The 22,495-nt window shown below is 34.3% G+C and carries 21 protein-coding genes; 10 read left to right on the top strand and 11 right to left on the bottom strand.

Translation table 11 applies throughout. From position 1 onward, the window contains the following. Positions 1 to 5: 5 nt before the first annotated feature. The 9 genes from IE051_RS10965 to IE051_RS10925 form a co-directional block, all read right to left on the bottom strand. Complete coding sequence (locus IE051_RS10965; protein ID WP_229796785.1) at positions 6 to 2,096, bottom strand: glycoside hydrolase family 127 protein; 2,091 nt, start codon at positions 2,094 to 2,096, stop codon at positions 6 to 8. A gap of 187 nt (positions 2,097 to 2,283) precedes the next feature. After that, a complete protein-coding gene (locus IE051_RS10960; protein WP_189360818.1) occupies positions 2,284 to 3,141 on the bottom strand; it encodes an AraC family transcriptional regulator in 858 nt (285 codons plus the stop codon). Between the two features lie 47 nt (positions 3,142 to 3,188). Next, positions 3,189 to 4,826 (bottom strand): helix-turn-helix transcriptional regulator, encoded by a 1,638-nt coding sequence (locus tag IE051_RS10955; protein WP_189360817.1) that lies wholly within the window; start codon positions 4,824 to 4,826, stop codon positions 3,189 to 3,191. A 353-nt stretch (positions 4,827 to 5,179) separates the two neighbouring features. After that, positions 5,180 to 8,449: a glycoside hydrolase family 2 TIM barrel-domain containing protein gene (locus IE051_RS10950; RefSeq protein WP_189360816.1), complete on the bottom strand. Its 3,270-nt coding sequence runs from the start codon at positions 8,447 to 8,449 to the stop codon at positions 5,180 to 5,182. Positions 8,450 to 8,713: 264 nt separating this feature from the next. After that, a complete protein-coding gene (locus IE051_RS10945; RefSeq protein WP_189360815.1) occupies positions 8,714 to 9,034 on the bottom strand; it encodes a hypothetical protein in 321 nt (106 codons plus the stop codon). 288 nt (positions 9,035 to 9,322) lie between these two features. After that, a complete protein-coding gene (locus tag IE051_RS10940) occupies positions 9,323 to 10,051 on the bottom strand; it encodes a head GIN domain-containing protein (RefSeq protein ID WP_189360814.1) in 729 nt (242 codons plus the stop codon). Between the two features lie 113 nt (positions 10,052 to 10,164). Continuing rightward, complete coding sequence (locus IE051_RS10935) at positions 10,165 to 11,955, bottom strand: PspC domain-containing protein (protein WP_189360813.1); 1,791 nt, start codon at positions 11,953 to 11,955, stop codon at positions 10,165 to 10,167. Next, the gene (locus IE051_RS10930; RefSeq protein WP_189360812.1) at positions 11,952 to 12,293 is read right to left on the bottom strand and encodes a PadR family transcriptional regulator; all 342 of its coding nucleotides are present in this window, start codon (positions 12,291 to 12,293) and stop codon (positions 11,952 to 11,954) included. The genes IE051_RS10935 and IE051_RS10930 overlap by 4 nt, the downstream gene beginning before the upstream one ends. A 233-nt stretch (positions 12,294 to 12,526) precedes the next feature. Then, complete coding sequence (locus tag IE051_RS10925; protein WP_189360811.1) at positions 12,527 to 12,973, bottom strand: DUF4870 domain-containing protein; 447 nt, start codon at positions 12,971 to 12,973, stop codon at positions 12,527 to 12,529. Positions 12,974 to 13,132: 159 nt separating this feature from the next. Here IE051_RS10925 and IE051_RS10920 point away from each other — a divergent pair, with 159 nt between their 5' ends. The 7 genes from IE051_RS10920 to IE051_RS10890 all read left to right on the top strand — a co-directional run bounded on the left by IE051_RS10920 (position 13,133) and on the right by IE051_RS10890 (position 18,291). Further along, on the top strand, positions 13,133 to 13,588 hold the full coding sequence (locus IE051_RS10920) for a DUF4442 domain-containing protein (RefSeq protein WP_189360810.1): 456 nt from the start codon (positions 13,133 to 13,135) through the stop codon (positions 13,586 to 13,588). Between the two features lie 68 nt (positions 13,589 to 13,656). Beyond that, positions 13,657 to 14,457 carry a TIGR00266 family protein gene (locus IE051_RS10915; RefSeq protein ID WP_189360809.1) on the top strand — a complete coding sequence of 267 codons (801 nt, stop codon included), beginning with the start codon at positions 13,657 to 13,659 and terminating at the stop codon, positions 14,455 to 14,457. Positions 14,458 to 14,581: 124 nt separating this feature from the next. Further along, positions 14,582 to 14,779, top strand: coding sequence for a hypothetical protein (locus IE051_RS10910; protein ID WP_189360808.1), 198 nt, complete (start codon positions 14,582 to 14,584; stop codon positions 14,777 to 14,779). Positions 14,780 to 14,851: 72 nt separating this feature from the next. Then, the gene (locus tag IE051_RS10905) at positions 14,852 to 15,238 is read left to right on the top strand and encodes a hypothetical protein (protein ID WP_189360807.1); all 387 of its coding nucleotides are present in this window, start codon (positions 14,852 to 14,854) and stop codon (positions 15,236 to 15,238) included. A gap of 190 nt (positions 15,239 to 15,428) precedes the next feature. After that, positions 15,429 to 16,211: an MbnP family protein gene (locus IE051_RS10900; RefSeq protein WP_189360806.1), complete on the top strand. Its 783-nt coding sequence runs from the start codon at positions 15,429 to 15,431 to the stop codon at positions 16,209 to 16,211. Between the two features lie 57 nt (positions 16,212 to 16,268). Beyond that, complete coding sequence (locus tag IE051_RS10895; protein WP_189360805.1) at positions 16,269 to 17,324, top strand: cytochrome-c peroxidase; 1,056 nt, start codon at positions 16,269 to 16,271, stop codon at positions 17,322 to 17,324. After that, complete coding sequence (locus IE051_RS10890) at positions 17,311 to 18,291, top strand: hypothetical protein (RefSeq protein ID WP_189360804.1); 981 nt, start codon at positions 17,311 to 17,313, stop codon at positions 18,289 to 18,291. The genes IE051_RS10895 and IE051_RS10890 overlap by 14 nt, the downstream gene beginning before the upstream one ends. 2 nt (positions 18,292 to 18,293) lie before the next feature. On the opposite strand, the gene IE051_RS10885 is transcribed toward IE051_RS10890, so the two are convergent. After that, positions 18,294 to 19,232, bottom strand: coding sequence for a hydrogen peroxide-inducible genes activator (locus IE051_RS10885; RefSeq protein WP_189360803.1), 939 nt, complete (start codon positions 19,230 to 19,232; stop codon positions 18,294 to 18,296). 448 nt (positions 19,233 to 19,680) lie between these two features. Here IE051_RS10885 and IE051_RS10880 point away from each other — a divergent pair, with 448 nt between their 5' ends. Continuing rightward, on the top strand, positions 19,681 to 20,283 hold the full coding sequence (locus tag IE051_RS10880) for a trimeric intracellular cation channel family protein (protein ID WP_189360802.1): 603 nt from the start codon (positions 19,681 to 19,683) through the stop codon (positions 20,281 to 20,283). Positions 20,284 to 20,289: 6 nt separating this feature from the next. Here IE051_RS10880 and IE051_RS10875 read toward each other — a convergent pair whose 3' ends face one another. Further along, entirely contained in the window at positions 20,290 to 20,994 is a 705-nt protein-coding gene (locus IE051_RS10875; protein WP_189360801.1) for a peptidylprolyl isomerase, read from the bottom strand. A gap of 2 nt (positions 20,995 to 20,996) precedes the next feature. On the opposite strand from IE051_RS10875, the gene IE051_RS10870 reads away from it, so the two are divergent. Beyond that, entirely contained in the window at positions 20,997 to 21,638 is a 642-nt protein-coding gene (locus tag IE051_RS10870) for an NUDIX hydrolase (RefSeq protein WP_189360800.1), read from the top strand. Between the two features lie 51 nt (positions 21,639 to 21,689). Continuing rightward, entirely contained in the window at positions 21,690 to 22,487 is a 798-nt protein-coding gene (locus IE051_RS10865; RefSeq protein WP_189360799.1) for a lysophospholipid acyltransferase family protein, read from the top strand. Positions 22,488 to 22,495: the final 8 nt, after the last annotated feature.

Below are 22,495 nucleotides of genomic sequence, written 5' to 3'. Positions count from 1 at the left end.
CTAGATTATTCCCAAACGATTGGCATAAACACAGTCATTTCGGCTTCTCCTCGGTTACTCCAAGCATAGTATGGTACAAATGAAGATTTTACCTTTTTCCAAGAAGGTGCCTCTAGTTTTCTGTACATCCCTTCCTCTTTTTGTGTCCGTAGCATTATATCTGAATCAATCATTGTGACTCCGCCTAGAAAGTCTGGTTTATGGTTTGGAGTTAACTTGGTACCTTGAGAAATATAAACATCTAAAATGCTTGTGTTTTCGGGTAAATCTGGCGATTCAATACAATAAACAATTGGCCCCCTTTTTACAGCTACTTGATTTCTTGTTTCTTCAATTCTTGGATCGCCTTCAACAAAGCTAATATCCATTGGGATATCCAAAGCGACAACATCACCTTTTTTCCATTGGCGCTCTACTTTTGCAAATGTTTTTGGAGTAATGCTTATACCAGCATCTTCACCATTAATTTTAATTGTAGTGCCGGCAGCCCACTCAGGTATTCTGAACCATATTTCAAAAGGAGTGGATTTACATTCCTCAATAGTAAATTCAACAGCACCATCCCAAGGGTATTGTGTTTTTTGATTTAGTTTTAATTTAGATCCATCCAATAATGTGGTTTCTAATTGGTTTCCTCCATAAAGATTTACAGCAATACCATTCGCTGATTTACTATAAGCCCACCCTGCAGATTTGGCTATAGTTCTTGCTAAGTTTGGTGGACAACAAAATACTGGGATATAAGGTACACGATGCCTTCTCTCTGTAGTGGCATGGGTGTAGTCTATGCCACCATCTAACATTCTAAGCGGGTTAGAATAGAAGTAATCTTTTCCTTCTATACTGATGCCAACTAATGCGCTATTATACATTACTAATTCCATAACATCGGCATATTTAGAGTCTCCCTTAGCAGATAGTAGGCGGTAGTTAAACATGGCGTTAGAAATGTTAGCACATGTCTCATTGTATGCTGTTTTATTTGGCATTAAATAATCATCTTGAAACGCTTCATGAACCATATCGGTTCTTCCGGCTGGACTTTGGCTGGCACCATGATGTGTTTGTCCTTGGGCTCCTGTTAAATACATTTTTCTATTAACCGCACTATCCCAAATTTTTTCAAGAGCAGTAATTAATGAATCTTCTCCAGTTTCAGCGTACAAATCTGCAGCTCCAGACCATAAATAATTAGCTAAAACCGCATGACCTTTAGCTTCAGTTTCTTTTCTAAATGGTGTACGCATTTGGTTGTGGTCACCTAAGAAGTTTGGACTAACAGTAGGATGTTGATCCATAGGAACAGACCCTCTCATGGTTACAAAGATATCTGCTAATTCTAAGTATTTTTTGTCTTTTGTAGTTCTGTATAGCTCAACTAAGCCCATAATCTGCGATGGGTTGAATCCCATACGTGCTAATTCAGGGTCTCTTGATTCAAAAACAGAATATAGATAATCAGCATTTTTTATGGCTATTTCAAGGAAGTTGGTTTTTCCGGTAACTCTGTAATGAATTGAAGCACTCGTATAAAGGTGCCCAGCATTGTAGAGTTCATGATAATGCATATTGCTCCATCTATCTATCCCCAGAAGTTGTACATGGGTGTGGAGATATCCATCATCTTCTTGAGCTTTGTCAATGACTTCTATGATTTCATCCAGGTCATCCATTAATTTTTCGTCACCATTATCGGCATACAGGTACATGGTTGACTCCATCCACTTATAAAAATCACCATCATGCCAATACTTTCCTAAAGGTCCACCTTCCATCATACCCGCGGCTTTTTTAAAGTTGTCGTATGCAAAACCAATGTCTCCCTTAAAAATGGTTCCCATATGTGGAATCATGGTTTCTTCGGCCATTTTGTGTTTGTCTGCCCAAAATCCTTCGGTCCATTTACAATCACCTATTTCAATACTTTTTAATTTCAGGTGAGGACTGTCATTATGATTCACTATTCCACCACTTCTGTCAAAGTTTGATCCTAAAAGTGCCATGTTCTTTTGAGGCAGGTCTTTTTTCTTATTACAGGATGCAATAATGGCCATTCCTGCAATGGCAATAGCAAGCCACTTTAATTTGGTTCTCATGAGATAGTTTTTAACAATACAGTTTGTTCATGCGTATAAAATAATGGGGATTTATTTTAATACATAGCTCCAAATTAAATAAAAGAAAAACAAGGGGTATTCTTCATATTTACCCGCACTCGAGCAAATATTATCTTTTGAATAATTAAATATTCAACAAAAAAGAAATGAAATTTTATGGTTATCGTTATATAGCTTCGCGGAAGCTCTTAGGCGTAGATCCCATAATCTGTTTAAACTGTTTATTAAAGTTAGTTATAGAATTAAAGCCTACGGTGTAACATACCTCTGAAACCGGTAAATTATCTTGTACTAGGATTCTTGAAGCATTTCTTATGCGTATTTCATTTAAGAATTGTGTGAATGATTTATTAGTCGTTTTCTTGAAAAAACGACAGAAAGAATTCGTTGTCATACAAGCAACGTTGGCAACATCTTCTAATCCTATATTCGAAGCATAATTATCAGAAATATATTTTAATACGGTGTCTATACGCTCAGAACTTTCTGTAGTAGACTGTCTCATGTCAGAGGAGGATAGCACGGTTTTGTTTTTAGAAAGCGACAATTTATTTAAAATACCTAGTAGTTTAATATGTTTTTCTGTAGCCGATAATTCTGGTAGCTCTATAAAATCACTATGTAGTTTTTCTGCTATATCTTTTCCAAAACTAATGCCGTATTTTGACTCATCAAGTAGCCTATTTATTTCATAAAACTCCGTTTTGTTGAATAAATCATTTCCTAAAAAGTCTTTTTTAAATTTTGTGATAATTGTTTTGACTTGTAATTTACTGTCGGATTGATAGTATGAGAGGTCATTTCTCCATAGGTGAGGTAAATAAGACCCTACTAGAACTAAATCACCGGGTGTGAACTGTGAGACACTATCTCCAACAAAACGAATACCATGACTTTGCGGTATGTAAATTAATTCAAATTCTGGATGATAATGCCATGCAATATCTAGACAAGGTACATTTCTTCGGTAGATATTTAGCTTTGTATTTGCAGTAGTTCCGGAATTTTTAAGTACAAGTTTCATAATAATAGTATTAAAATTTTAGTAGTATAGTTTTTTGTTTGAAAAATTTAAATGTCAGCTATAAACTGTTTTAAATTGGTATTTCTGGATAATTCAAGTTTTTTTCTAAGACGACTTCTTGTTGTATGTACACTTTCAACTGACATATTGAGTAGTTTTGCTATTTCCTTACTTGAAAAATTTAGCTTTACCAAAGCGCAAAGGCGTTGATCATTAACCGTTAAGTTTGGGAATTTCGTGCTTAATTTAGTATAGAATTTTTTGTTTATCGAAATAAATCGAGCCTCGAATTCAGTCCAGTTGTCATTGTTGCTATTTGAAATTGAATTAATTATTTGTTTCGCTTCTCGTCTGTCTATATCTCCCGTTCCGTCTGAAAGCTTTTTCTTTAAGGCATCAATGAATGAATCTTTTTCAATAAGTTTTATAACAGATGCCGCTAATTCTTTGTTTTTTAATTCAATAACTTCCTGGTTTTTTTGCATTTCAAAAGCTCTTTTCTTGCTTAAAATCCTTTTTTCTGCACGATGCTTAGCTCGAACAATATTTAGATACAAGAGACCAAAAATTACAATTGAAATAACTAATCCTATTAGAATTACTTTTTGCAGCAAAAGGACCTTTTCCTCTTGTTTAAACTGTATTATTTTTTGATTTTGTTCCGCCTTAGCCTGAAGTTCTTTTTCTTTTAGAAAGGCATCCTGTATTTCAAGAAGAGGTCTGTTGTTAACGCTCCTACTATCAAAGTAAATACCATCTAGTTTTTTGGCGCTTTTCATGCTGCTGTAAGCTTTTTCAAAATGACCTTGTGAAAAATAGAGCTCAGCTAATCTTTCATGAATTAAAGGGGTGAAGTCATTGTGAGCATTAAAACGATATGAGGTTTCTAATGCTTGTGCGTAAAGGCGCTCACTTTCAGAAAAGTCTTTTAAGTCTTTAGCAACATCGCCCATATACGTATATACCAAAACATTGTAACTGGGTATGAAATCTGTAAACCATGGGAGTACTTCATTAAAGGTTTCTAATGCGTTCTGGTGTTTTTCTTCATCGTTTAAAATAACAGCATGCTCAAATTTAATAAAAGCCCGATTCGAAGGTCTAACGGTAGAATCCATATACATAAAGCAACTATCCAGATAGATTTTTCCCAGCTTTAGTTCATTCAATTCTCTAAAAGAAGATGTGAATGCCAAATAATTTGAAGTTAAACTGCTCTCTTTTAGTTTGTCTTCTGCTACAAGTTGTTTTTTTTTATTTAGCGAACGATTTAGGTATTCAAGAGATTTTTCTCGTCTATTGAAATAGTTATAATGGCGGCCAATGGCTCTGTATATTTCAGATTTTTCAAAATCGAAATCACCTTCATCGGCTAAAGATAAAGCAGTCCACAAGACATCATAGGTGATTTTGTGATTTGCTTGATGACTGTAGTTTCTAGCTAACTTCATTAAAGTGTTAATAGCTCTAATAGTATCTTTGTCCTGAAGGGCGGCTTGGATTAGAATTTTCAGTTCTTCGGCAGAACTGTCGGTGTTTTGCGTTTGATCGTTTTGTAATAATTGTGCATATAAATCGTAATCCTGAGGTGGATTGTTGTCAGAAACACTAATTAATGCATGTGTGCTTACTGCAATACATAGTGTTAAGGTTAATATGGTAAATTGTTTACTAAAAAACATCATAATCACGATTACTTTAGGGGTAAAAAACCCTTGTTTTTAAAAGGTTTACTCAATATACAAGAGAAATATTGAATATTTAACCTATTTAGGTTAAAAACTAGTAATGTTTAGTTTTTATTTAGTTTTTTTAAGCTTTTAAAATGGTTTTTGAGATTATTGAGACGCTATTTTGTTTGGTATTCGTTTTTCTAAAAAAAGCATTTTATTAAAAATAGGCTAAAAAGTATATAGATTTATAACGGTTGTATTAACCGCCATTTTTTAGTTGCGTTGCATACTTGGTTGAAAAAAAAACACCTCATTAAATGTTTATTTAATGAGGTATAAAGGACTGTTTTAATAGTTCTTATGAGCTATTTTATTGGCTGGATTACGAATTCAAATTTATAGGTGCCGGACTTTAGAAGATATTTGGGTAAAGTTGGAGATAGTGTTTCACCAATTCCCATTTGCATCAAATCAATATTAAGCGTATAAAACCCTTGTTTCTTTAAATCATAAGGATGTCTTGATGCTTCAATATTTCCTGAAGAGTATGGCCAAATAGAGAATCCAAATTCAGGAGATCCATTGACCTGTATACCAGACTTTTTTGTTGACTTGAGTTTAAGCCACCTGACATCACATCGATTAGCATTCTCTTGCGGTTTGATGTAGTTATAAAAAAGGTCGTCTGTATTCATGCTGTATTCATCAATTTCAGCACCAAGTTTTCTGTCAAGATAGTTTTCCCAAGGTCCTCTTCCGTAGAAGGATGTGTTTTTTAAATCATCAGATACACCCATGGTTGCTCCAAATCTTATCAGGTATGGCAGGGATTCATCAGCGTCCAAATCCATTTTTACTAAAATCTTTCCGTCATTTAAAAAAGTATAAATAGTATTTAAGTTAACCATTTTATCTGATTTTTGACTAACTATAATTTCTATCGAATTATTGATTTTCTTAAAGGTAACTTCAGAGTTTTTAGCTAACTGATTCGGCATGTCTTTCCAAACATTACTGGATTGGGCAAACATTTTGCTGCTCGCACCTCTCACATCATTATCAATTGGAGGCCTATAAAAGTTTGGCCTCAAAGGAGAACTAATCATTTCTTTGCCATTAACGGTATAGGATATTAATTGTCCATTCAACTTGGAAACTTTTGCTGAAAAGCGTTTTCCGTTTATCAGGACCGATTCATTATCTTCATTTACAGAAATGTCATCTCTAGATGTTGAAACCATGGAGGTATGAGCCGTTCTTGGGTTTAAAAGTATTTGATCTTTTGCTATTTCATAGCCTTTATTCGTCCATAATCTATTTGTTTTTTCATGAACACTTAACCGTAGCCAATATTCCGAATTATCGTTAAAGGATACCTTTTCAAAAGGAACAGTTAGTGTTCCTGTTTTTCCTGCTGGTACTGATTGTTGACTAAGTACGCCAGATTGCAAGTCTTTCCCATTTTCAGATAGGGTCCACCGTACCTCATAATCTGCTAAATCTGTAAAGCTAAAGCGATTAATAACTCTAACTTTTCCATTTTTTACATCGGCATCCTCAAAAGCGAAAGGTTGGAAAATGTATTTACATTCCCAAGCATGTGGGTTTGGTTTTCTGTCAGGAGAAAATACACCATTAATGCAGAAGTTTTCATCATTAGGTGCATCTCCAAAATCGCCACCATACGCATAAAACGTTTCTCCCTCGTCGTTAGTTTTCTCTAATCCTTGGTCAATCATATCCCAAATAAAGCCTCCAATGATGTTGGGTTTTGTTCTAATATAATCCCAGTAATCATTTAAATTACCTATTGAATTCCCCATGGCATGTGCATACTCACACATAATTATGGGGCGATTGATGTATGGACTTGTGGCCATATGTTTAAGCTGAGGTAAGTCTGGGTACATTCGGCTAATAACATCTACATATTTTGGATCTGTTGGATTGGCATGTGAAGGTCCTCTAAATACGGCCTGTCCTTCTTTACCTTCCTTGTAGTCAGGATGTGTTGGGTCACCCTGAGCACCTTCATAATGAATAAATCTTGAAGGGTCAAAATCCTTTATCCACCCTGCCGCAGCAGCAAAAGCAGGTCCCGTACCAGCTTCATTACCCATAGACCAAGAAATGATTGATGGGTGGTTTTTGTCGCGCTCAACCATGCGAATCACACGACTAACTATCGGGGCGGTCCAATTGGGTTGTTGCGGTATAAAACTGCCTAAATGATGACATTCTATATTGGCTTCATCCATGACGTATATGCCGTACTCGTTACATAATTCATAGAAATACGGATCATTCGGGTAATGAGAGGTTCTAACTGCATTGAAATTAAATTGTTTTAATAATTCAACATCTTTTCTAAAATCTTCTCTCTTTAATGCTTTACCATGGATAGGGTGGTGGTCATGACGGTTAACCCCAATTAGTTTTACAGCTTCTCCATTAATAAGTAGTTCATGGTCTTTACTAAACTCAACCTTTCTAAACCCAATAGTATGGCTTCTGGCTTCCACAACTTCCCCGGAAGGGTTTTCTACAGTGAATACAATTCTATACAAATAAGGATCCTCAGCCGACCATTTTCTTGGATGTGAAATCATGGATTCTAGCATGGCAAACTTAGTAATATCACGTTGAGCCCATCGTTCATTGTAAACCGATTCAACAGAAACAGATAATGGTTTATCTATTACTTCCTTTTTATCAGCATCAAAAAGTTGAGCGGTTAACTTCCATCCTCCAAGATTTTCAGGACTAATACCATCAACCCAAATCTCAGGGCGTATTTCAAGTTTAGCATGCTGTAATTTTGAATCAAATTTTGTGCGCACAAAAAAGTCATTTAACGCTATTTTCGGTTGGGCCATAAGCATTACTTCTCTGTGAATTCCACTTAAACGCCACATGTCTTGAGTCTCTAAATAACTACCGTCGCTCCATCTGAATGCTTGAACGGCAATTCGGTTGGTACCTGGTTGTACATAATCAGTAATATCAAATTCAGCAGCAAGTCTACTGCCTTGGTTGTAGCCTACTTTTTTTCCATTAACCCAAACATAGAATGCCGACGAAACACCGCCAAAATGAATTATGATGGATTCATCTTTCCATTCTGTCGGTACTTCAAAATCACGGTAATAACTTCCTACAGGGTTATCTCGATAGATTTTAGGTGGGCGTGGAGGTAAGGGGCCCATATAGGTTTGTTGACTTTTTGGGATGTTAAGGATATTAGGTGTAAACGGGTAAATAATATTCGAATAAATAGGTTGTCCGAAGCCTTCTAATTCCCAGTTTGATGGCACAGGAATATCGCTCCAGTCACTTCCTGTGAAATCCTTAGACATAAAATCTGTTGGTCTATCTTCAGATTTTCCAACATATTTGAATTTCCATGTTCCATTAAGAGAGCGCATGCGTGCTTTTTCTCTATCCCCGTTCAATGCATCAGCAGCATTCTTAAAAGAATAGCTTGCGGCACGAGCATACATTTTATTATTCTCAAACATGGCTTCGTTTTCCCAATCATTTTGTTGCGCCTGTATGAGGTTAATGGCAATTAAGAAAACAAAAGAAAATGTCAATGTTTTTGTTTTCACTTTAAAAATTGGTTTAGTTGTTCTCATTAGTAATCAAATTGGATTCGTTTTAGTTTGTATCAAATATTAACAACACAACCACTCTAAAAAAAAATTTAAAGTGGTTGTAGTATTCCATTTGTTATTTAAAGTTAATCAAGCCTAACTTTTTTTAATTGCTAAAGCATTAATATAGTTGACTTCTTAAATTCGTGTATGTTCTTGAAGGTTTTTATCAAAATTCTAGAAACGCGTAAAATAACTTTAGTTCATAGGTCGAAAAGCTAAAGCATTTACTTTTCTTCTTCAAACTTATTCTTTAATTTCAAGAAATTCAACTGGAGATCCTAGGTGATTAATATACACAACTCTAACCCCTTCGGCAGGTGAAAATATATCGCCTAAAACATCTCTACCTTTAATGGCTTCTTCAATGCTATCTACAAAATAGGAGACGTGTGGCATAGTTTTTACCATTTCTGAAGCCGTGCTATGGTCGTCAAATTTTACATATTCTACTTTATATTCGTCTTTTGCGAAGTCTGTGTAATGAAAATTCCCGGGTTCGCAGTAACCATCCCAATCTTTGTCCTCTGTAGTAGGTATTCCGATATGACTAAATTTGTAATCCATAAGTCTGCTTTTTTAGTTTTTTAATTTAGTTAATGCTTTTTCACAAAATTAAGGGCTTGAGGTTGTTTTTGTATTAATTAGGTTTACCCAGTTATAACGTAATTTTACCCTCAAGGTTCAAAAAGGATGTAGTAGACTTAATTTTTATCAAATTTTTGAATTTAATTTTCTTTAAAATCAGAGATACAGTAAATCTCGTATAGACTTTTGTTCAATGTGAAAACAAAAAAAACACCCTAGCAAAAAGTGCCAAGGTGATTTATGAGGTTGTTACTTTTTAAAAAGGTTTTACTTCTGTTTTACACTACCAGATGGGTTGTTGCTTGTTTCTACTTTTTCTGGGTTGCCATAGTATTTAACATCTCCGCCACTGCTTGCCTTTGCAATAAGTTCTTTAGAGGTGTTTACCGTAATACCTGCGCCGCTTGTTGCTTTTACGTGACTTGATTCGGCCATTAAATCAGCCGCTTTAATATCGCTACCACTAGTTGCCTCGGCTATTAATTTAGAGGTTGTTCCAGATAGGTGTATATCACTGCCGCTAGTAGATTTACAATTTAAAATGGATGTATTAACACTTAGCTTCATATCGCTGCCACTTGTAGATTTTAGTTCTAAATTTTCAACTGTAATAGTATTTGTAGAATAAACATCACTACCGCTTGTTGAGATGATGCTTGATATATCTTTAAAACTCACTTTGATTTTCTTTGATGTTGCCTTGCCAATGTTTTGTTCTGTGTGAATTTTTAGTACACCATTTTCCACTTCAGTTAGAATGAGATCTTGCAGATTTTCGTCAGCTTCAACTATAATACTTTCGCTGTCACTTTGTGTTAAATAAACGTCTAATCCCTCTGTAGCTTTAATAGTTGAGAAGGAGGCATTTGAGGTTCTATCCTCAATAATTACATCCCCATTTCCTTTAACTCCGGGGTTCATATTGATATCAAAATTACAAGAAAATAAGGTGAAGCTTAAAATTGTAGCTACGATGATTTTGATTAAGGTTGTCATGATTGTTCGCTTTTTGATTGATGATTAATAATGATTAGTTGTTCAAATATCTTCTTTTTAGAAAGACACTTATAAATTTAAATTCTGAATTGTTATTTTTTAATGATGAGTTGTTAGTTTTCTGTTTTTATGTTGATGCCATTTGAATCTATGTTTACTTTTACTTCATCGGTTTCTGCTTTGATTCCGTTTTCATCTATTTTAATATGACTATCATCAGCATTAATGATTATGCCGTCGTCATTTATTTTTACACCTTCAGCATCAATATTAAGCTCGAAATCCTCTTCCGTACAATCTAAACATTCAGAATTGTTGTCAAGAATACGCATATGATGATTCACACTTTTACTTGAAATTACGTTGCCGTCATGTTTTCTGTAATTAAGAAATGATTTTGTGCTGTTGTTAAAAAGAACAACTGTGTTTTCTGGAATATACAGAATGATATCAACTTCTTGGTCACTGTATTTATTTATCGGATCCGTTGTTAAATAGGAATCGAGAAATAGGGTTTTATTTCTTAGTTCGAAGTTATAGTTAATTTGCTTCGCGCGATCAATGGCTATATCATAGCTGCTTGCGTCAGCACTTTTTTCAATAGCTATGGTTGCAATACTATCTGTTGTTGATTTTACTAAAATCTCAATATTAGATGCATAAATAGCTTTTCCGCCATTGTCGTCATGTGCTAATTTAAAGTTACTTCTGCTTCGGTTGAACCCAGTATTATAAATTTCATTATGCGTCATTTTTATATTTAAAGTGTCCATAGCACGAATAGGAATTTGTGTCTTTTCTATATGATATTCTTTAAAGGCATGTTCATTGGCCTGACGAATACCTATAACAACTAGTGCTATAATGGATAATAACCATAATCCTAATAAAGAGAACTTAGCAATACCCCCAATAGATTTTAAGTTATTAATTAGAATCTTAAGCCCTAAATAGAATAAGAAAAAGAACGGTATACCAATGGCAAAGAATGCTAACAAGGATACTAACCAAATAGGCGTGTTACCGGTATTAGCGAGATCTACTAAGTCGAGTCCAGGTATATGAATAATATCAACAACTCCCAGAGAAAATAAACCAATTATTAACGCAATTAATGTAGCTGCACCAATAAGAATAAGTATGATTCCAATGAATTTTGCAAGAATTTTAAAGAAAAACATGATGATATCACCAAGGGTATCAAAAAAAGTTCGTGATGATGATTTTATAGAATTAGCCCCTTTTTTAACATCTACCTGTTTTGCTGCGTTTGACACAGAATCTGAGACGTTTTTGGCAACACCACTTACCGTGTCAGTAACACTTTCAAAGCCGTCCTTGATTTTTTTTTCAATGTTACTTATGTTTACAGGTTCTCCTTTCATCATAAGTTTTTCGGTCGTGGTTTTTGCTTCAGGTACTAAGATCCAAAGAAGTATGTATAGTAAGATGCCTGTTCCAGCTCCAAAAATTAAAAGAATCCATGCGAGTCTTATCCAAATGGCGTCAATGCCAAAGTAATGACCTAAGCCAGAAGATACGCCACTGATATATGAGTTTTCTGTATCTCTAAATAACTTTTTTGAAGGTGCGCTTTTAGCCTTGTACGTAGGTTGCGGTTCATCTTCAAAAATCTCGTCATCAACAAGATAGTCTTCAGGTTGTCCCATGATGGATATGACCTCGTCTACTTCTTTAATTCTGATAACCTGTTTCTCATTCTGTACACGCTCACTAAAAAGTTCTGCTATTCGTGCTTCGATATCGGCTATAATTTCTGATCGACCTTGTGAGTCCGTAAATGAACGTTTTATAGCCTCCAGATAGCGCTGTAATTTTAAGTACGCATCTTCATCTATGTGAAAAAATATACCTGCTAAATTTATGTTGACTGTCTTATTCATTTTTTTGTTGTTTTTTGGCTTGTTACTATAGTTACTGCATTGTGTAATTCACTCCAAGTCGTGTCTAATTCTTTTAAAAATAGTTTTCCTGTTTCGGTTAAACCATAATATTTTCTTGGTGGTCCTGATGTAGATTCTTCCCAACGGTAATTGAGAAGTCCTGCATTCTTTAGTCGTGTAAGTAAAGGGTAAATAGTACCTTCTACTACAAGCAACTTGGCGTCTTTTAGGGTGCCAAGAATTTCTGCTACATAGGCGTCATCGTCTTTTAAGACCGATAATATGCAGAATTCTAGAACCCCTTTACGCATTTGTGCTTTTGTGTTTTCTATCTTCATAGTGTCATTCGTTTAATGTTGTGAAACTGTTCATTTTTTGATTGATTAATACTGAAATACATTCAGTGGTGATTGATGATTATATTGATGAAATTTGTTTTGTCTTACTATTACTTAAAATAGGTTAGGTTTTAGTTGCTAACCACTTGTTGATGTCTTACTGAGGGGTTTAGATTGAAATCGTTTTCCCCGTATTGTATTCTTATAAAGTCTGTGTTATGAGTCATGAGAAATTATTTTAAAAAATTAATGGTTAGTGGGTACTGATATAACTTTCCATCTCTAGCTTTTAAACTGGCCATGACAATGAAAATAAGTTCTAAAATAAATCCTATTACAGCTATGGCTCCTAATCCTCCACCAATGTATAATAGCGGAGATGGCTTGCCCATATTAATGTGAAAATCATTAAAACCATTAAAGTCTATGAAATCAATACCGTTAAATATTTTAAATATGAAAAACGGAATAGTCAGGGTTCCTAATATTATAGCATAAAGTAAAATGCTAATTTGAAAATTTATGGCTTGCTTGCCATGCTCGTCAATGAATTCAGATTTGTCTTTATTGCTAATCCATAAAATGATAGGGCCAATGAAATTTCCAAAAGGAATTATAAACCTGCTAAAAGTGGATAAGTGAATAAAAGTAGCGATGTTTTTTTGATGATTAGTTAGCATGATATTTTGATTGATGTAAAAGTATATAATAGTTTCTTATGCAAATATATGTCTAAAAAAAGGTATTATGTTACGCATAGTACTAAAAATTAACACAATATTAACATTTTTAAGTCTGTTAAGTTTTTATAACTTAGTAAAAATTAAAGTTGCATACTTATGAATCTAACGCCAAGAAAATTAAATAGTTATATTATTTTTAAATTGCCAGCTGCCTATATATGCGGGGTGCGTACCAAGTACATTGATAATCAAAAATGCATGGTAAGTGTTAAGTATAGATGGATAAATCAAAACCCGTTTAAATCTATGTTTTGGGCTGTTCAAGGTATGGCGGCAGAGTTTTCTACAGGAGCTTTAATGACATCAAAGATTCAATCTACAGGAAAACGCATATCAATGTTAGTGACTTCAAATCACGCTAGATTTACAAAAAAAGCCATTGGAAGAATTCAGTTTACCTGCAATGACGGGGACTTAATTGATGACGTGTTAACCAAAGCTATTGAAAGCGGAGAGGGGCAAACCATAGAATTAAAATCTATTGGCATTGATGAACAAGGTGATGAAGTGTCTTCTTTTGTTTTTGAGTGGAGTGTTAAATTAAAAAGTTAATTCTTGATTTTTGTAACAAAATTTAAAAGCGTTCAACATATAGTCAAAATAATATAAAACAATACGTAATGACAGCTCACGAAATTGATTATAGCATATACGGCGAAGAAATGCAGTATGTTGAAATAGAATTAGACCCAAATGAAGGAGTAGTTGCCGAAGCAGGTAGCTTTATGATGATGGATAATGGCATACAAATGGAAACCATTTTTGGAGATGGTTCGCAAAATGATTCGGGTTTCTTAGGGAAAATTTTAGGGGCAGGAAAACGAATTCTTACGGGTGAGAGTATCTTTATGACGGCCTTTTACAACAATCTTTCTGGTAAGCGCAAGGTCTCTTTTGCATCCCCTTATCCTGGAAAAATTATACCTATAGACTTAACTAGGTTTGGTGGTAAATTTATTTGTCAAAAAGATGCTTTTCTATGTGCTGCAAAGGGCGTAAGTATAGGCATTGAGTTTTCTAAGAAATTAGGCAGGGGACTTTTTGGAGGTGAAGGCTTTATAATGCAAAAACTGGAAGGCGATGGGATGGCTTTTGTGCATGCTGGAGGTACTATGGCTAAAAAGGAATTACAAGTAGGTGAAACCATGATGGTTGATACCGGCTGTATCATAGGATTTGATCAAACCGTAGATTACGATATAGAATTTATTGGAGGAATTAAAAATACCATATTTGGAGGTGAAGGCTTGTTTTTTGCTAAACTTCAAGGACCTGGAACCGTATACATTCAGTCTTTACCATTTAGTAGATTAGCTGGTCGTGTTTTGGCTTCAGCACCAAGAGGTGGTGGCAAGGATAAAGGTGAAGGCAGTATCCTAGGAGGCTTGGGCGATTTGTTGGATGGTGATAACCGATTTTAAAATGTTAATTTTGTTTTAAAACTAAAATGTTTCGCAATTTTTTAGTACATTTAAATGTTATTAAAACAAAAAAAGCCTATTAAAAAATCTACTATTTATTTAAACCTAAACCTAAAGAATAAGAATGGCGAGAGCAATGCTAGAGTACACAAAGACTGTACTCAATAAAGTCAGTTTTGACACCACATTGTTTTGCAAAGAAGTACAAAAGGCGTTGCAGCGTTTACTGCCTTATGAGATTGAAGAGCTTAAAATATTCATTCACTCTCTTGTACAGCAAAACCCAGAGTTAGATCAATGTTTAATTTATTTAAAACCATAAAAAAAAGCGACCTTTTGTTCGCTTTTTTAATGTTTATTCATAATCTGTTTTATATTTGCAAAAAAGAAAGGATTGCAAAAAAATATTGCCATAATATTATTCTTAGTTTTATCTGTAAGACCAGCATATTATTTAGGGCAAGTCGCCTATTTTCAGTTAAACATAGATTACATTATTGAGAATTATTGTATTAATACTGATAAGCCTGAACTACAATGTAATGGAAAATGTCATTTGGCAAAGCAAATGCAAATTGAAACTGACGACGATTCGCAAAAGGGACCTATAAATACAGTTGCTATTCTAGAATGTTTTTACTCCATTTTCAGCAACCCCCAAGACTATTCTTTTTTACACCCAAAATTGCTTTTACCCCAAAAAGCAAAATATATAGGCCATTACGTCAATACATATTCGTTCTTACACGATATGGCTTTGCTTAGACCTCCCATTATTTAATTTTAAAATACAACTTGATATTTACGCAAGTTTATGTGTACCATGGTCATGGAATGATTTGGTATGCCTTATCCTATTGATCAAAAACGGCTTATAATTAAAAGCTTAGCTTGTTTTGTGGGATACCCTTAAACCTATTAGGGCTATACAGTGCAGGCCTAAAAAGCTCATTTATTTTAAAATTTAACTAATGAAAATTAAAACATTAGCATGTTTAGTCATGCTGGCTATTTCAATCATATCATGCTCATCAGATGATTCTGGTGAAACTATTACTGGAACAGGAACAATATTGATAGAGTTTGACAATGCTTATCAAGATTCAGATTTGTTACTCGGTTCAAGTTCATATAATGCCTCAGGAACAGAAAAAATTAAAATATCAAAAGTAAAATATATCATAAGTAATATTAAGCTAGAGGATGAAGATGGTAATGTTTATGTAGTTCCTAAAAATGAATCATACTTCATTATAGACGAGTCTAATGAAGATTCTCAGATGATTGAATTATCTGATGTACCAGCGGCAAATTATACGAAAATCACTTATGGCTTGGGTGTAGATCAAGCTAAGTATTTAGAAGGTGCTAATGGTCAGGGTGACTTTTTAATTAAAGCGCAAGAGGCGGGCATGATGTGGTCATGGCAAGCTGGTTATAAGTTTTTTGTTTTTGAGGGCTTATATACGTCCGCTACAACAACCACTGAAACAGCATTCGCTTATCACATGGGAAGTCATGGTTCCTCATTAGATAACTACAAGGAAGTTAGCATGAGTTTCGCCAATACCGCTCGCGTAAGAACCAATATGTCGCCTATTATACATATCGTTGCAGATCTGTCTAATACGCTTATGGGAACTACAGTATTTAAGCTAGATGATGCGCCTCAGATTCATGTTGATGCTGTGAAATCACCTCAAATAGCCACAAATATTAGTGCTATGTTTACGGTACATCACATACATAATTAATAACATTATAAAATTAGCTTGATTGGGTATCTATTCAGTCAAGCTAATTTAATTATTATGAAAAAAACAATATTAATTATAGTCTTTGGGTTTGTATTGTGGTCTTGCTCTAATGATGGAAATGAAGCATATATTGCCGGTCCTTTCTTTTTAGAAGTGGATCAACCTTCTAATTTTCCTGAAATAAAGTATGATTTGAAAGCCAATACACCAACAGATGCTGGATTTGAACTTGGTAAAAAGTTGTTTTATGAGGGTAATTTATCCTCTAGTGGGATCATATCGTGTGGCTTCTGTCATGAACAGGCTTCAGCTTTTACACACCACGGACATACTATTAGTCATGGAGAAAACGGATTGGAAGGTTTTAGAAATACGCAACCCATTCAAAACTTAGCATACTTTGATGAGTTCACCTGGGATGGCGCAGCCATTCATTTAGATTTACAACCAATCATTCCTATTACAGCCGAGGTTGAAATGAATGAAACCATTCCGTCAGTTTTAGATAAGCTTGAAAGTATGCCAGAATACGCCAAACTTTTTGAAAATGCTTTTGGTACAGCAGAAATAAATTCCGAACGTATGTTGAAAGCTCTATCTCAATTTATGGTTATGATGGTGTCTTCCAATTCAAAATATGATAAGGTCATGCGGCAAGAAGATGGTGCTTCTTTTACGAGTCTGGAAGAAGAAGGGCTCATAGCTTTTACTGAAAAATGTGCCTCTTGTCATAGTACCGATTTATTTTCAGATCAAAGTTATAGAAATAATGGAATTCCATACAATCCAAAACATATTGAAGAACAAGGAAGACAACGCGTTTCTGGATATGAGGCAGATTTTTATAAGTTTAGAGTGCCTAGTTTAAGAAATATAGAAATGTCTTTTCCTTATATGCATGACGGACGCTTTGGTACTTTAGAAGCTGTACTCGATTTTTATTCAGAAGGTATGGTAGAAAATGGCGGGGAAGTAGACGAACGTTTAAAGAAGCCAGATGGTTCATTAGGGATTGATTTACAGAATAAAGAAAAGGAAGCTATCATTGTTTTTTTAAGAACATTAACAGATTACGAATTTTTAAATGATAAGAGGTTTGCAGAGTTTTAGAGGAATTTGTTTTAGTTTGGTGTTTGCACTTTTACCTCTTATAATGGAGGCTAAAACATGTTGCAATGAAAGTCACACACATAGTTTGTTTGAACCTACATGTGATCTTTGTGGCTGTTCAACAAGCGCTGGGAGTTTTGGATTTGGATCACTCAAGAATTCAAATTTTGTGGGTTTAAGGTATATTTATCAGAATTACGAGTCAAAAGACGGGATTTTTGAAAATTCACCAATAAGTAAAGAGCAGTTCAATACCTATCAAATTTGGGGACGGGTGCCTATTACAGAAGAGATTTATGTAAGTAGCATTATGCCGTATCAAGATTTATATCGCACCTTTGAAGACCGGGTTGAACATATTAATGGCATTGGGGATATGAATGTTATTGGGTGGTATCAGTTTACATTCTATAAGAAACAAGAAGCAGGTGAAATTAATTTTAGCATGGATAAAGTACCTTCAGGCCACAGGATCCAAATTGGAATTGGTGCAAAACTGCCCACTGGTGAGTTTGAGGAAGCACTTACAGACCGCGTTAATCCAGGATTTCAGTTAGGAACAGGAAGTTTAGATGGTATTTTTTCTTTAAATCATGGTTATAGTGGCAGTAAAATTGGAGTGAATACCACCACTACATACTATCTTAAAACGGCTAATAAAAATGACTATCGTTTTGGTAATCAGTTTAGTTTTGCTTCAAATGTTTATTATTCCTTCCCTAAAACTACGCACATAATTATGCCTTTTTTAGGTGTCTCAGGAGATTTCTACAATGCTATTGAACAGTTTGGAGAAACACTACCTGATACAAGTGGAGAAAGTTATAGTGGAGCCATTGGTTCAGAAGTTGTGTTTAATAGATTTACGGTAGGCGCGAACTATACCTTTCCATTAAAACAAAGTTTATTTGGTGATAATGTGAAAGCTAAGAATAAAGTCTCAATTTATTTGAATTTAACCTTGTAAGACTATTTTGGGAGTGGACTAATGATTTTTACATTTTGAAAAGCAATAGCGCCGCGAATAATTCCAGCTATTACATCTTGAAGTGCTTCAATAATTTGCATTTTTAATTCGCTTTTATGGTATATAATACTGACTTCCCTTGCTGGCGAAGGCTCATTGAAATAATGTAAATTTTTCTTCTCTTTTTCATGTATTTCTAAAGTATGCAGGTAAGGAAGTAAAGTCATACCTAAGCCTTCGTTAGATAATCTTATGAGCGTTTCAATACTACCGCTTTCTAATTGAAACTGATCATCAGAATGGTTTTTAAACGCTTTACATAAATTGATTACACCATCTCTAAAGCAATGACCATCTTCAAGAAGTAACATGTCGTTTATATCTAATTCAGAAACATCAATTTTTTTATTACTATGTAAACGATGGCCTTCTGGCGTATAACTCACAAAAGGTTCAAAATAAAGCACACGCTCTTTAATATTCTCATCTTCTAAAGGTGTGGCAGCTATAGCTGCATCTAAATGACCATCCTTTAGTCTGGCTATAATTTCTTCGGTGGTTAATTCTTCAATTTTTAGCTTAACTTTTGGATGCTTTTTTATGAATGTTTTTAGAAACATAGGTAATAATGTGGGCATTATGGTTGGAATAATGCCTAACTTAAACTCCCCACCAATAAAACCTTTTTGTTGATCTACAATATCTTGAATTCTGTAAGATTCATTTACAATATTTCTAGCTTGGTTAACAATTTTTTTCCCTACTTCAGTAAGTTCAATGGGCTTTTTACTTCTATCAAAAATTTGAACATCCAACTGGTCTTCTAGTTTCTGAATTTGCATACTTAGCGTAGGTTGAGTAACAAAGCATTTTTCAGCAGCCTTAGTAAAGTTTTGGTTTTCGGCTACTGCCAGAACATAATATAGTTGCGTAATCGTCATGTTATAAGTTTAGGCTATAAAAATATAAAAACTATCAATTAAACTTATTAAAAAACATAATTATTATAAGTTAATTTTGTGGTGAAAGCAAGAGTAGTTACTTGTTTTTATATTTAGTTTAGTTAGTTTGGTTAGTACAAAAAAAGTCGTTCAATGTTTATTGAAGGACTTTTTTTTTGAGCTAAATTAGTTTTGTTTAGCAATTTATAATGAGACCTTGTTTTTAGTTTATAAGTGATTGTTTACTAAATTGCCATTGGTTTTAAATATAGATGCAATAGAAAGACGAAGGACCAAGGCTTGAAATAGAGTGCGAAGCGGGAATATTAATATTAAAACCCTGAATAAAATTACCTTTTTAAATGTTCATATTTAAAGTGTGTAATTTCATGAAGTTAAATGAAAGATTGCAGTAAATAGAATCCATCAAATCATTAAAATCTATAACATGTTTTACAGTCTAGATATTTTGGGAACCATTGCTTTTGCAATATCCGGTGTTTTAGTGGCCTTTAACAAGAGGATGGACTTATTTGGGGTGCTTATTATTGCTTTTGTGACAGCTGTTGGAGGGGGAACTTTGCGCGATTTGCTTATTGGAGAAACACCTGTAAGTTGGATGAAAGACATGACCTATACTTATGTTGTTTTAGGGGCAGCTTTTTTTGCAATTGTTTTTAGGAGAAAAATAAACTATTTACGAACCTCATTATTTCTTTTTGATACTATTGGTATAGGCTTATATACTGTAGTAGGTATTGAAAAAGGAATTATTGCAGGTCTGCATCCTGTAATTTGCATTGCATTAGGTACTATAACAGCTACGTTTGGTGGGGTTATTCGTGATATTTTATGTAATGAAATTCCAGTTATCTTTAGGAAAGAGATTTACGCCACGGCATGCATACTTGGGGGTATTACGTATTTCTTATTAAGTAATTTTCCAATTCAAAATGATATCGTGTTTATTATTGCCGGTATTGTGGTAATTGTGGTTAGATTATTAGCGGTAAAATTTAAAATAGCTTTACCCAATATTTATTCAAGATAGAAGTGCCTATTTTAGGATGACAGCTTTTCTAATAAAAACATTTTTCATGGGCCAATCACCGTCATCGGTATCCACAGCGGCTATTTTATCAACAACATCCATGCCTTTTATAACCCTGCCAAAAATGGTGTAGTCACCATCTAAAAAGTGTGCGCCACCCTTTTGCTGGACTATAAAAAATTCATAGGGAGAGGCTAATTTATGCGGGTTGTCAATTTCACTACTAGGCATAGATACTACACCGCGGTCATGTTTAAAACCTCTTTTAGTATCAGCAGGAAGCAAGTATTTACCAATATGTGCACGTTTTCTAGCGGTTATTCTATCATCACTATTTCCTGCCTGGACCATGAAGTTATCAATTACGCGATAAAATTGAGTGCCATCAAAATATTTTTGTTTTGTTAGCCATATAAAATTAGAACGGTGGAATCTTGTTTCATTAAAAAGAAAAATATCAATGTCTCCAAAATCTGTGGTTAAGCGCACCGTATTTTCTTTATGATGTTTATCATATTCCAAGAAAAAATCCATAGCGCTTTTGGAATTTAGTTTTGGGAATTCACGTTCAGGGCTACCATTTTTATCTTCTTTTACTAATTTTTTCACAGGTTTGGCAGCTTCGGTTATATTTGAAGTTTTCTTTTTGGTTTGTTTATCTTCACAGCTTAGAACAAGAATAAGTAAGCAAAAACTAATTATAATTTTCATAAATGAATTTTGATAATTTTTTACAATCGCTATCAAAAATAAAAAATATAGAGCTACCAGCAGTGGCATCACACTTTAAAATGGTGCCCCCTCCTAGAAGAGCAGCCTTAATGCAGCAAAATGAGGCCATTAAAAATGCTAAACAAGCCGGAGTTTTAGCCCTCTTTTATCCCGACAATAGCAATGAAACAAAATTCGTTTTAATATTAAGAAAAACCTATAAAGGTGTGCATTCTGCTCAAGTTGCCTTCCCCGGAGGTAAATTAGAAGCTGGGGATGCTTCATTGAAAGCGGCCGCACTAAGAGAGACTTTTGAAGAAGTGGGTGTTAAAGTAGAGGATATTGAGGTAATTAAGAGGTTATCGCAAGTATTTATTCCTCCAAGTAACTTTAATGTGCAGCCCTATTTAGGAATTACAAAGATAAAACCAGAGTTTGTGAAGCAGGAAAATGAAGTTGAGGACCTTATTGAGGTTAATATTGATGATTTTTTGAATGATGCCGTTTTAATATCAAAAAAAGTAAATACCTCTTATGGTGTTGAAATTGAGGTGCCTGCATTTGCATTAAACGGTCATGTGGTCTGGGGAGCAACAGCGATGATGCTTAGTGAGATTAAAGACCTGCTAAAACAATTTGTGTAGTTGACAGATTTATTACCTTTGTGGCTAACTAACCAATTTGATGCGTGATTTATGGGATTGTTTAAAAAAAATCCATTCGGACATATACTTTTTTTAAAAAAGTGGCTCATTAGAGTGTTTGGTCTATTAACCCATAGACGGTTTAGAGGGTTTAATGAACTTCAAATTGAGGGTTCTGAAATTCTTAAGGGTTTACCAGATACCAATGTGTTGTTTATTTCCAATCATCAAACCTATTTTGCTGATGTGGTTTCAATGTTCCATGTCTTTAATGCTAGTTTAAGTGGACGTGTAGACTCGATTAAAAATATTGGATATATATGGAATCCAAAGTTGAATATATATTATGTTGCGGCAAAAGAAACCATGAAAGCTGGCCTATTGCCAAAGATATTAGCTTATATGGGGTCTATTAGTATTGAAAGAACATGGCGATCAGAAGGACAGGATGTGAACCGACAAGTGAAAATGAGTGATATATCTAATATAGGAAGAGCACTTGATGATGGTTGGGTGATCACTTTCCCTCAAGGGACTACTACGCCGTTTAAGCCTATTAGAAAAGGAACAGCACATATTATAAAACGCTATAAACCTATTGTAGTACCTATTGTTATTGATGGGTTTCGTCGTTCTTTTGATAAAAAAGGCTTACGTATTAAGAAGAAGAATATACTACAGACTTTTGAAATAAAAGAACCTTTACAAATTGATTATGATAATGAAACCACAGATGATATTGTTAAAAGGATAGAGTATGCCATTGAACAACATCCGTCATTTCTAAAGGTCATATCGCGGAAGGATCTGGAAGCGCTTGAAGAGTTGAATAAAAAACGTGAGTGGTAATTAGTTGT

The organism is Algibacter mikhailovii (assembly GCF_014651495.1).
Classification (GTDB): domain Bacteria; phylum Bacteroidota; class Bacteroidia; order Flavobacteriales; family Flavobacteriaceae; genus Algibacter_E; species Algibacter_E mikhailovii.
The sequence above is the reverse complement of the archived record's forward strand: the minus strand, read 5'-3'. Positions and strand labels throughout refer to the sequence as shown.

Coding starts and splice junctions, on each gene's coding strand:
- IE051_RS10965 (WP_229796785.1), bottom strand. CDS start 2,096: ATGAGAACCAAATTAAAGTGGCTTGCTATTGCCATTGCAGGAATGGCC.
- IE051_RS10960 (WP_189360818.1), bottom strand. CDS start 3,141: ATGAAACTTGTACTTAAAAATTCCGGAACTACTGCAAATACAAAGCTA.
- IE051_RS10955 (WP_189360817.1), bottom strand. CDS start 4,826: ATGATGTTTTTTAGTAAACAATTTACCATATTAACCTTAACACTATGT.
- IE051_RS10950 (WP_189360816.1), bottom strand. CDS start 8,449: ATGAGAACAACTAAACCAATTTTTAAAGTGAAAACAAAAACATTGACA.
- IE051_RS10945 (WP_189360815.1), bottom strand. CDS start 9,034: ATGGATTACAAATTTAGTCATATCGGAATACCTACTACAGAGGACAAA.
- IE051_RS10940 (WP_189360814.1), bottom strand. CDS start 10,051: ATGACAACCTTAATCAAAATCATCGTAGCTACAATTTTAAGCTTCACC.
- IE051_RS10935 (WP_189360813.1), bottom strand. CDS start 11,955: ATGAATAAGACAGTCAACATAAATTTAGCAGGTATATTTTTTCACATA.
- IE051_RS10930 (WP_189360812.1), bottom strand. CDS start 12,293: ATGAAGATAGAAAACACAAAAGCACAAATGCGTAAAGGGGTTCTAGAA.
- IE051_RS10925 (WP_189360811.1), bottom strand. CDS start 12,973: ATGCTAACTAATCATCAAAAAAACATCGCTACTTTTATTCACTTATCC.
- IE051_RS10920 (WP_189360810.1), top strand. CDS start 13,133: ATGAATCTAACGCCAAGAAAATTAAATAGTTATATTATTTTTAAATTG.
- IE051_RS10915 (WP_189360809.1), top strand. CDS start 13,657: ATGACAGCTCACGAAATTGATTATAGCATATACGGCGAAGAAATGCAG.
- IE051_RS10910 (WP_189360808.1), top strand. CDS start 14,582: ATGGCGAGAGCAATGCTAGAGTACACAAAGACTGTACTCAATAAAGTC.
- IE051_RS10900 (WP_189360806.1), top strand. CDS start 15,429: ATGAAAATTAAAACATTAGCATGTTTAGTCATGCTGGCTATTTCAATC.
- IE051_RS10895 (WP_189360805.1), top strand. CDS start 16,269: ATGAAAAAAACAATATTAATTATAGTCTTTGGGTTTGTATTGTGGTCT.
- IE051_RS10885 (WP_189360803.1), bottom strand. CDS start 19,232: ATGACGATTACGCAACTATATTATGTTCTGGCAGTAGCCGAAAACCAA.
- IE051_RS10880 (WP_189360802.1), top strand. CDS start 19,681: ATGTTTTACAGTCTAGATATTTTGGGAACCATTGCTTTTGCAATATCC.
- IE051_RS10875 (WP_189360801.1), bottom strand. CDS start 20,994: ATGAAAATTATAATTAGTTTTTGCTTACTTATTCTTGTTCTAAGCTGT.
- IE051_RS10870 (WP_189360800.1), top strand. CDS start 20,997: ATGAATTTTGATAATTTTTTACAATCGCTATCAAAAATAAAAAATATA.
- IE051_RS10865 (WP_189360799.1), top strand. CDS start 21,690: ATGGGATTGTTTAAAAAAAATCCATTCGGACATATACTTTTTTTAAAA.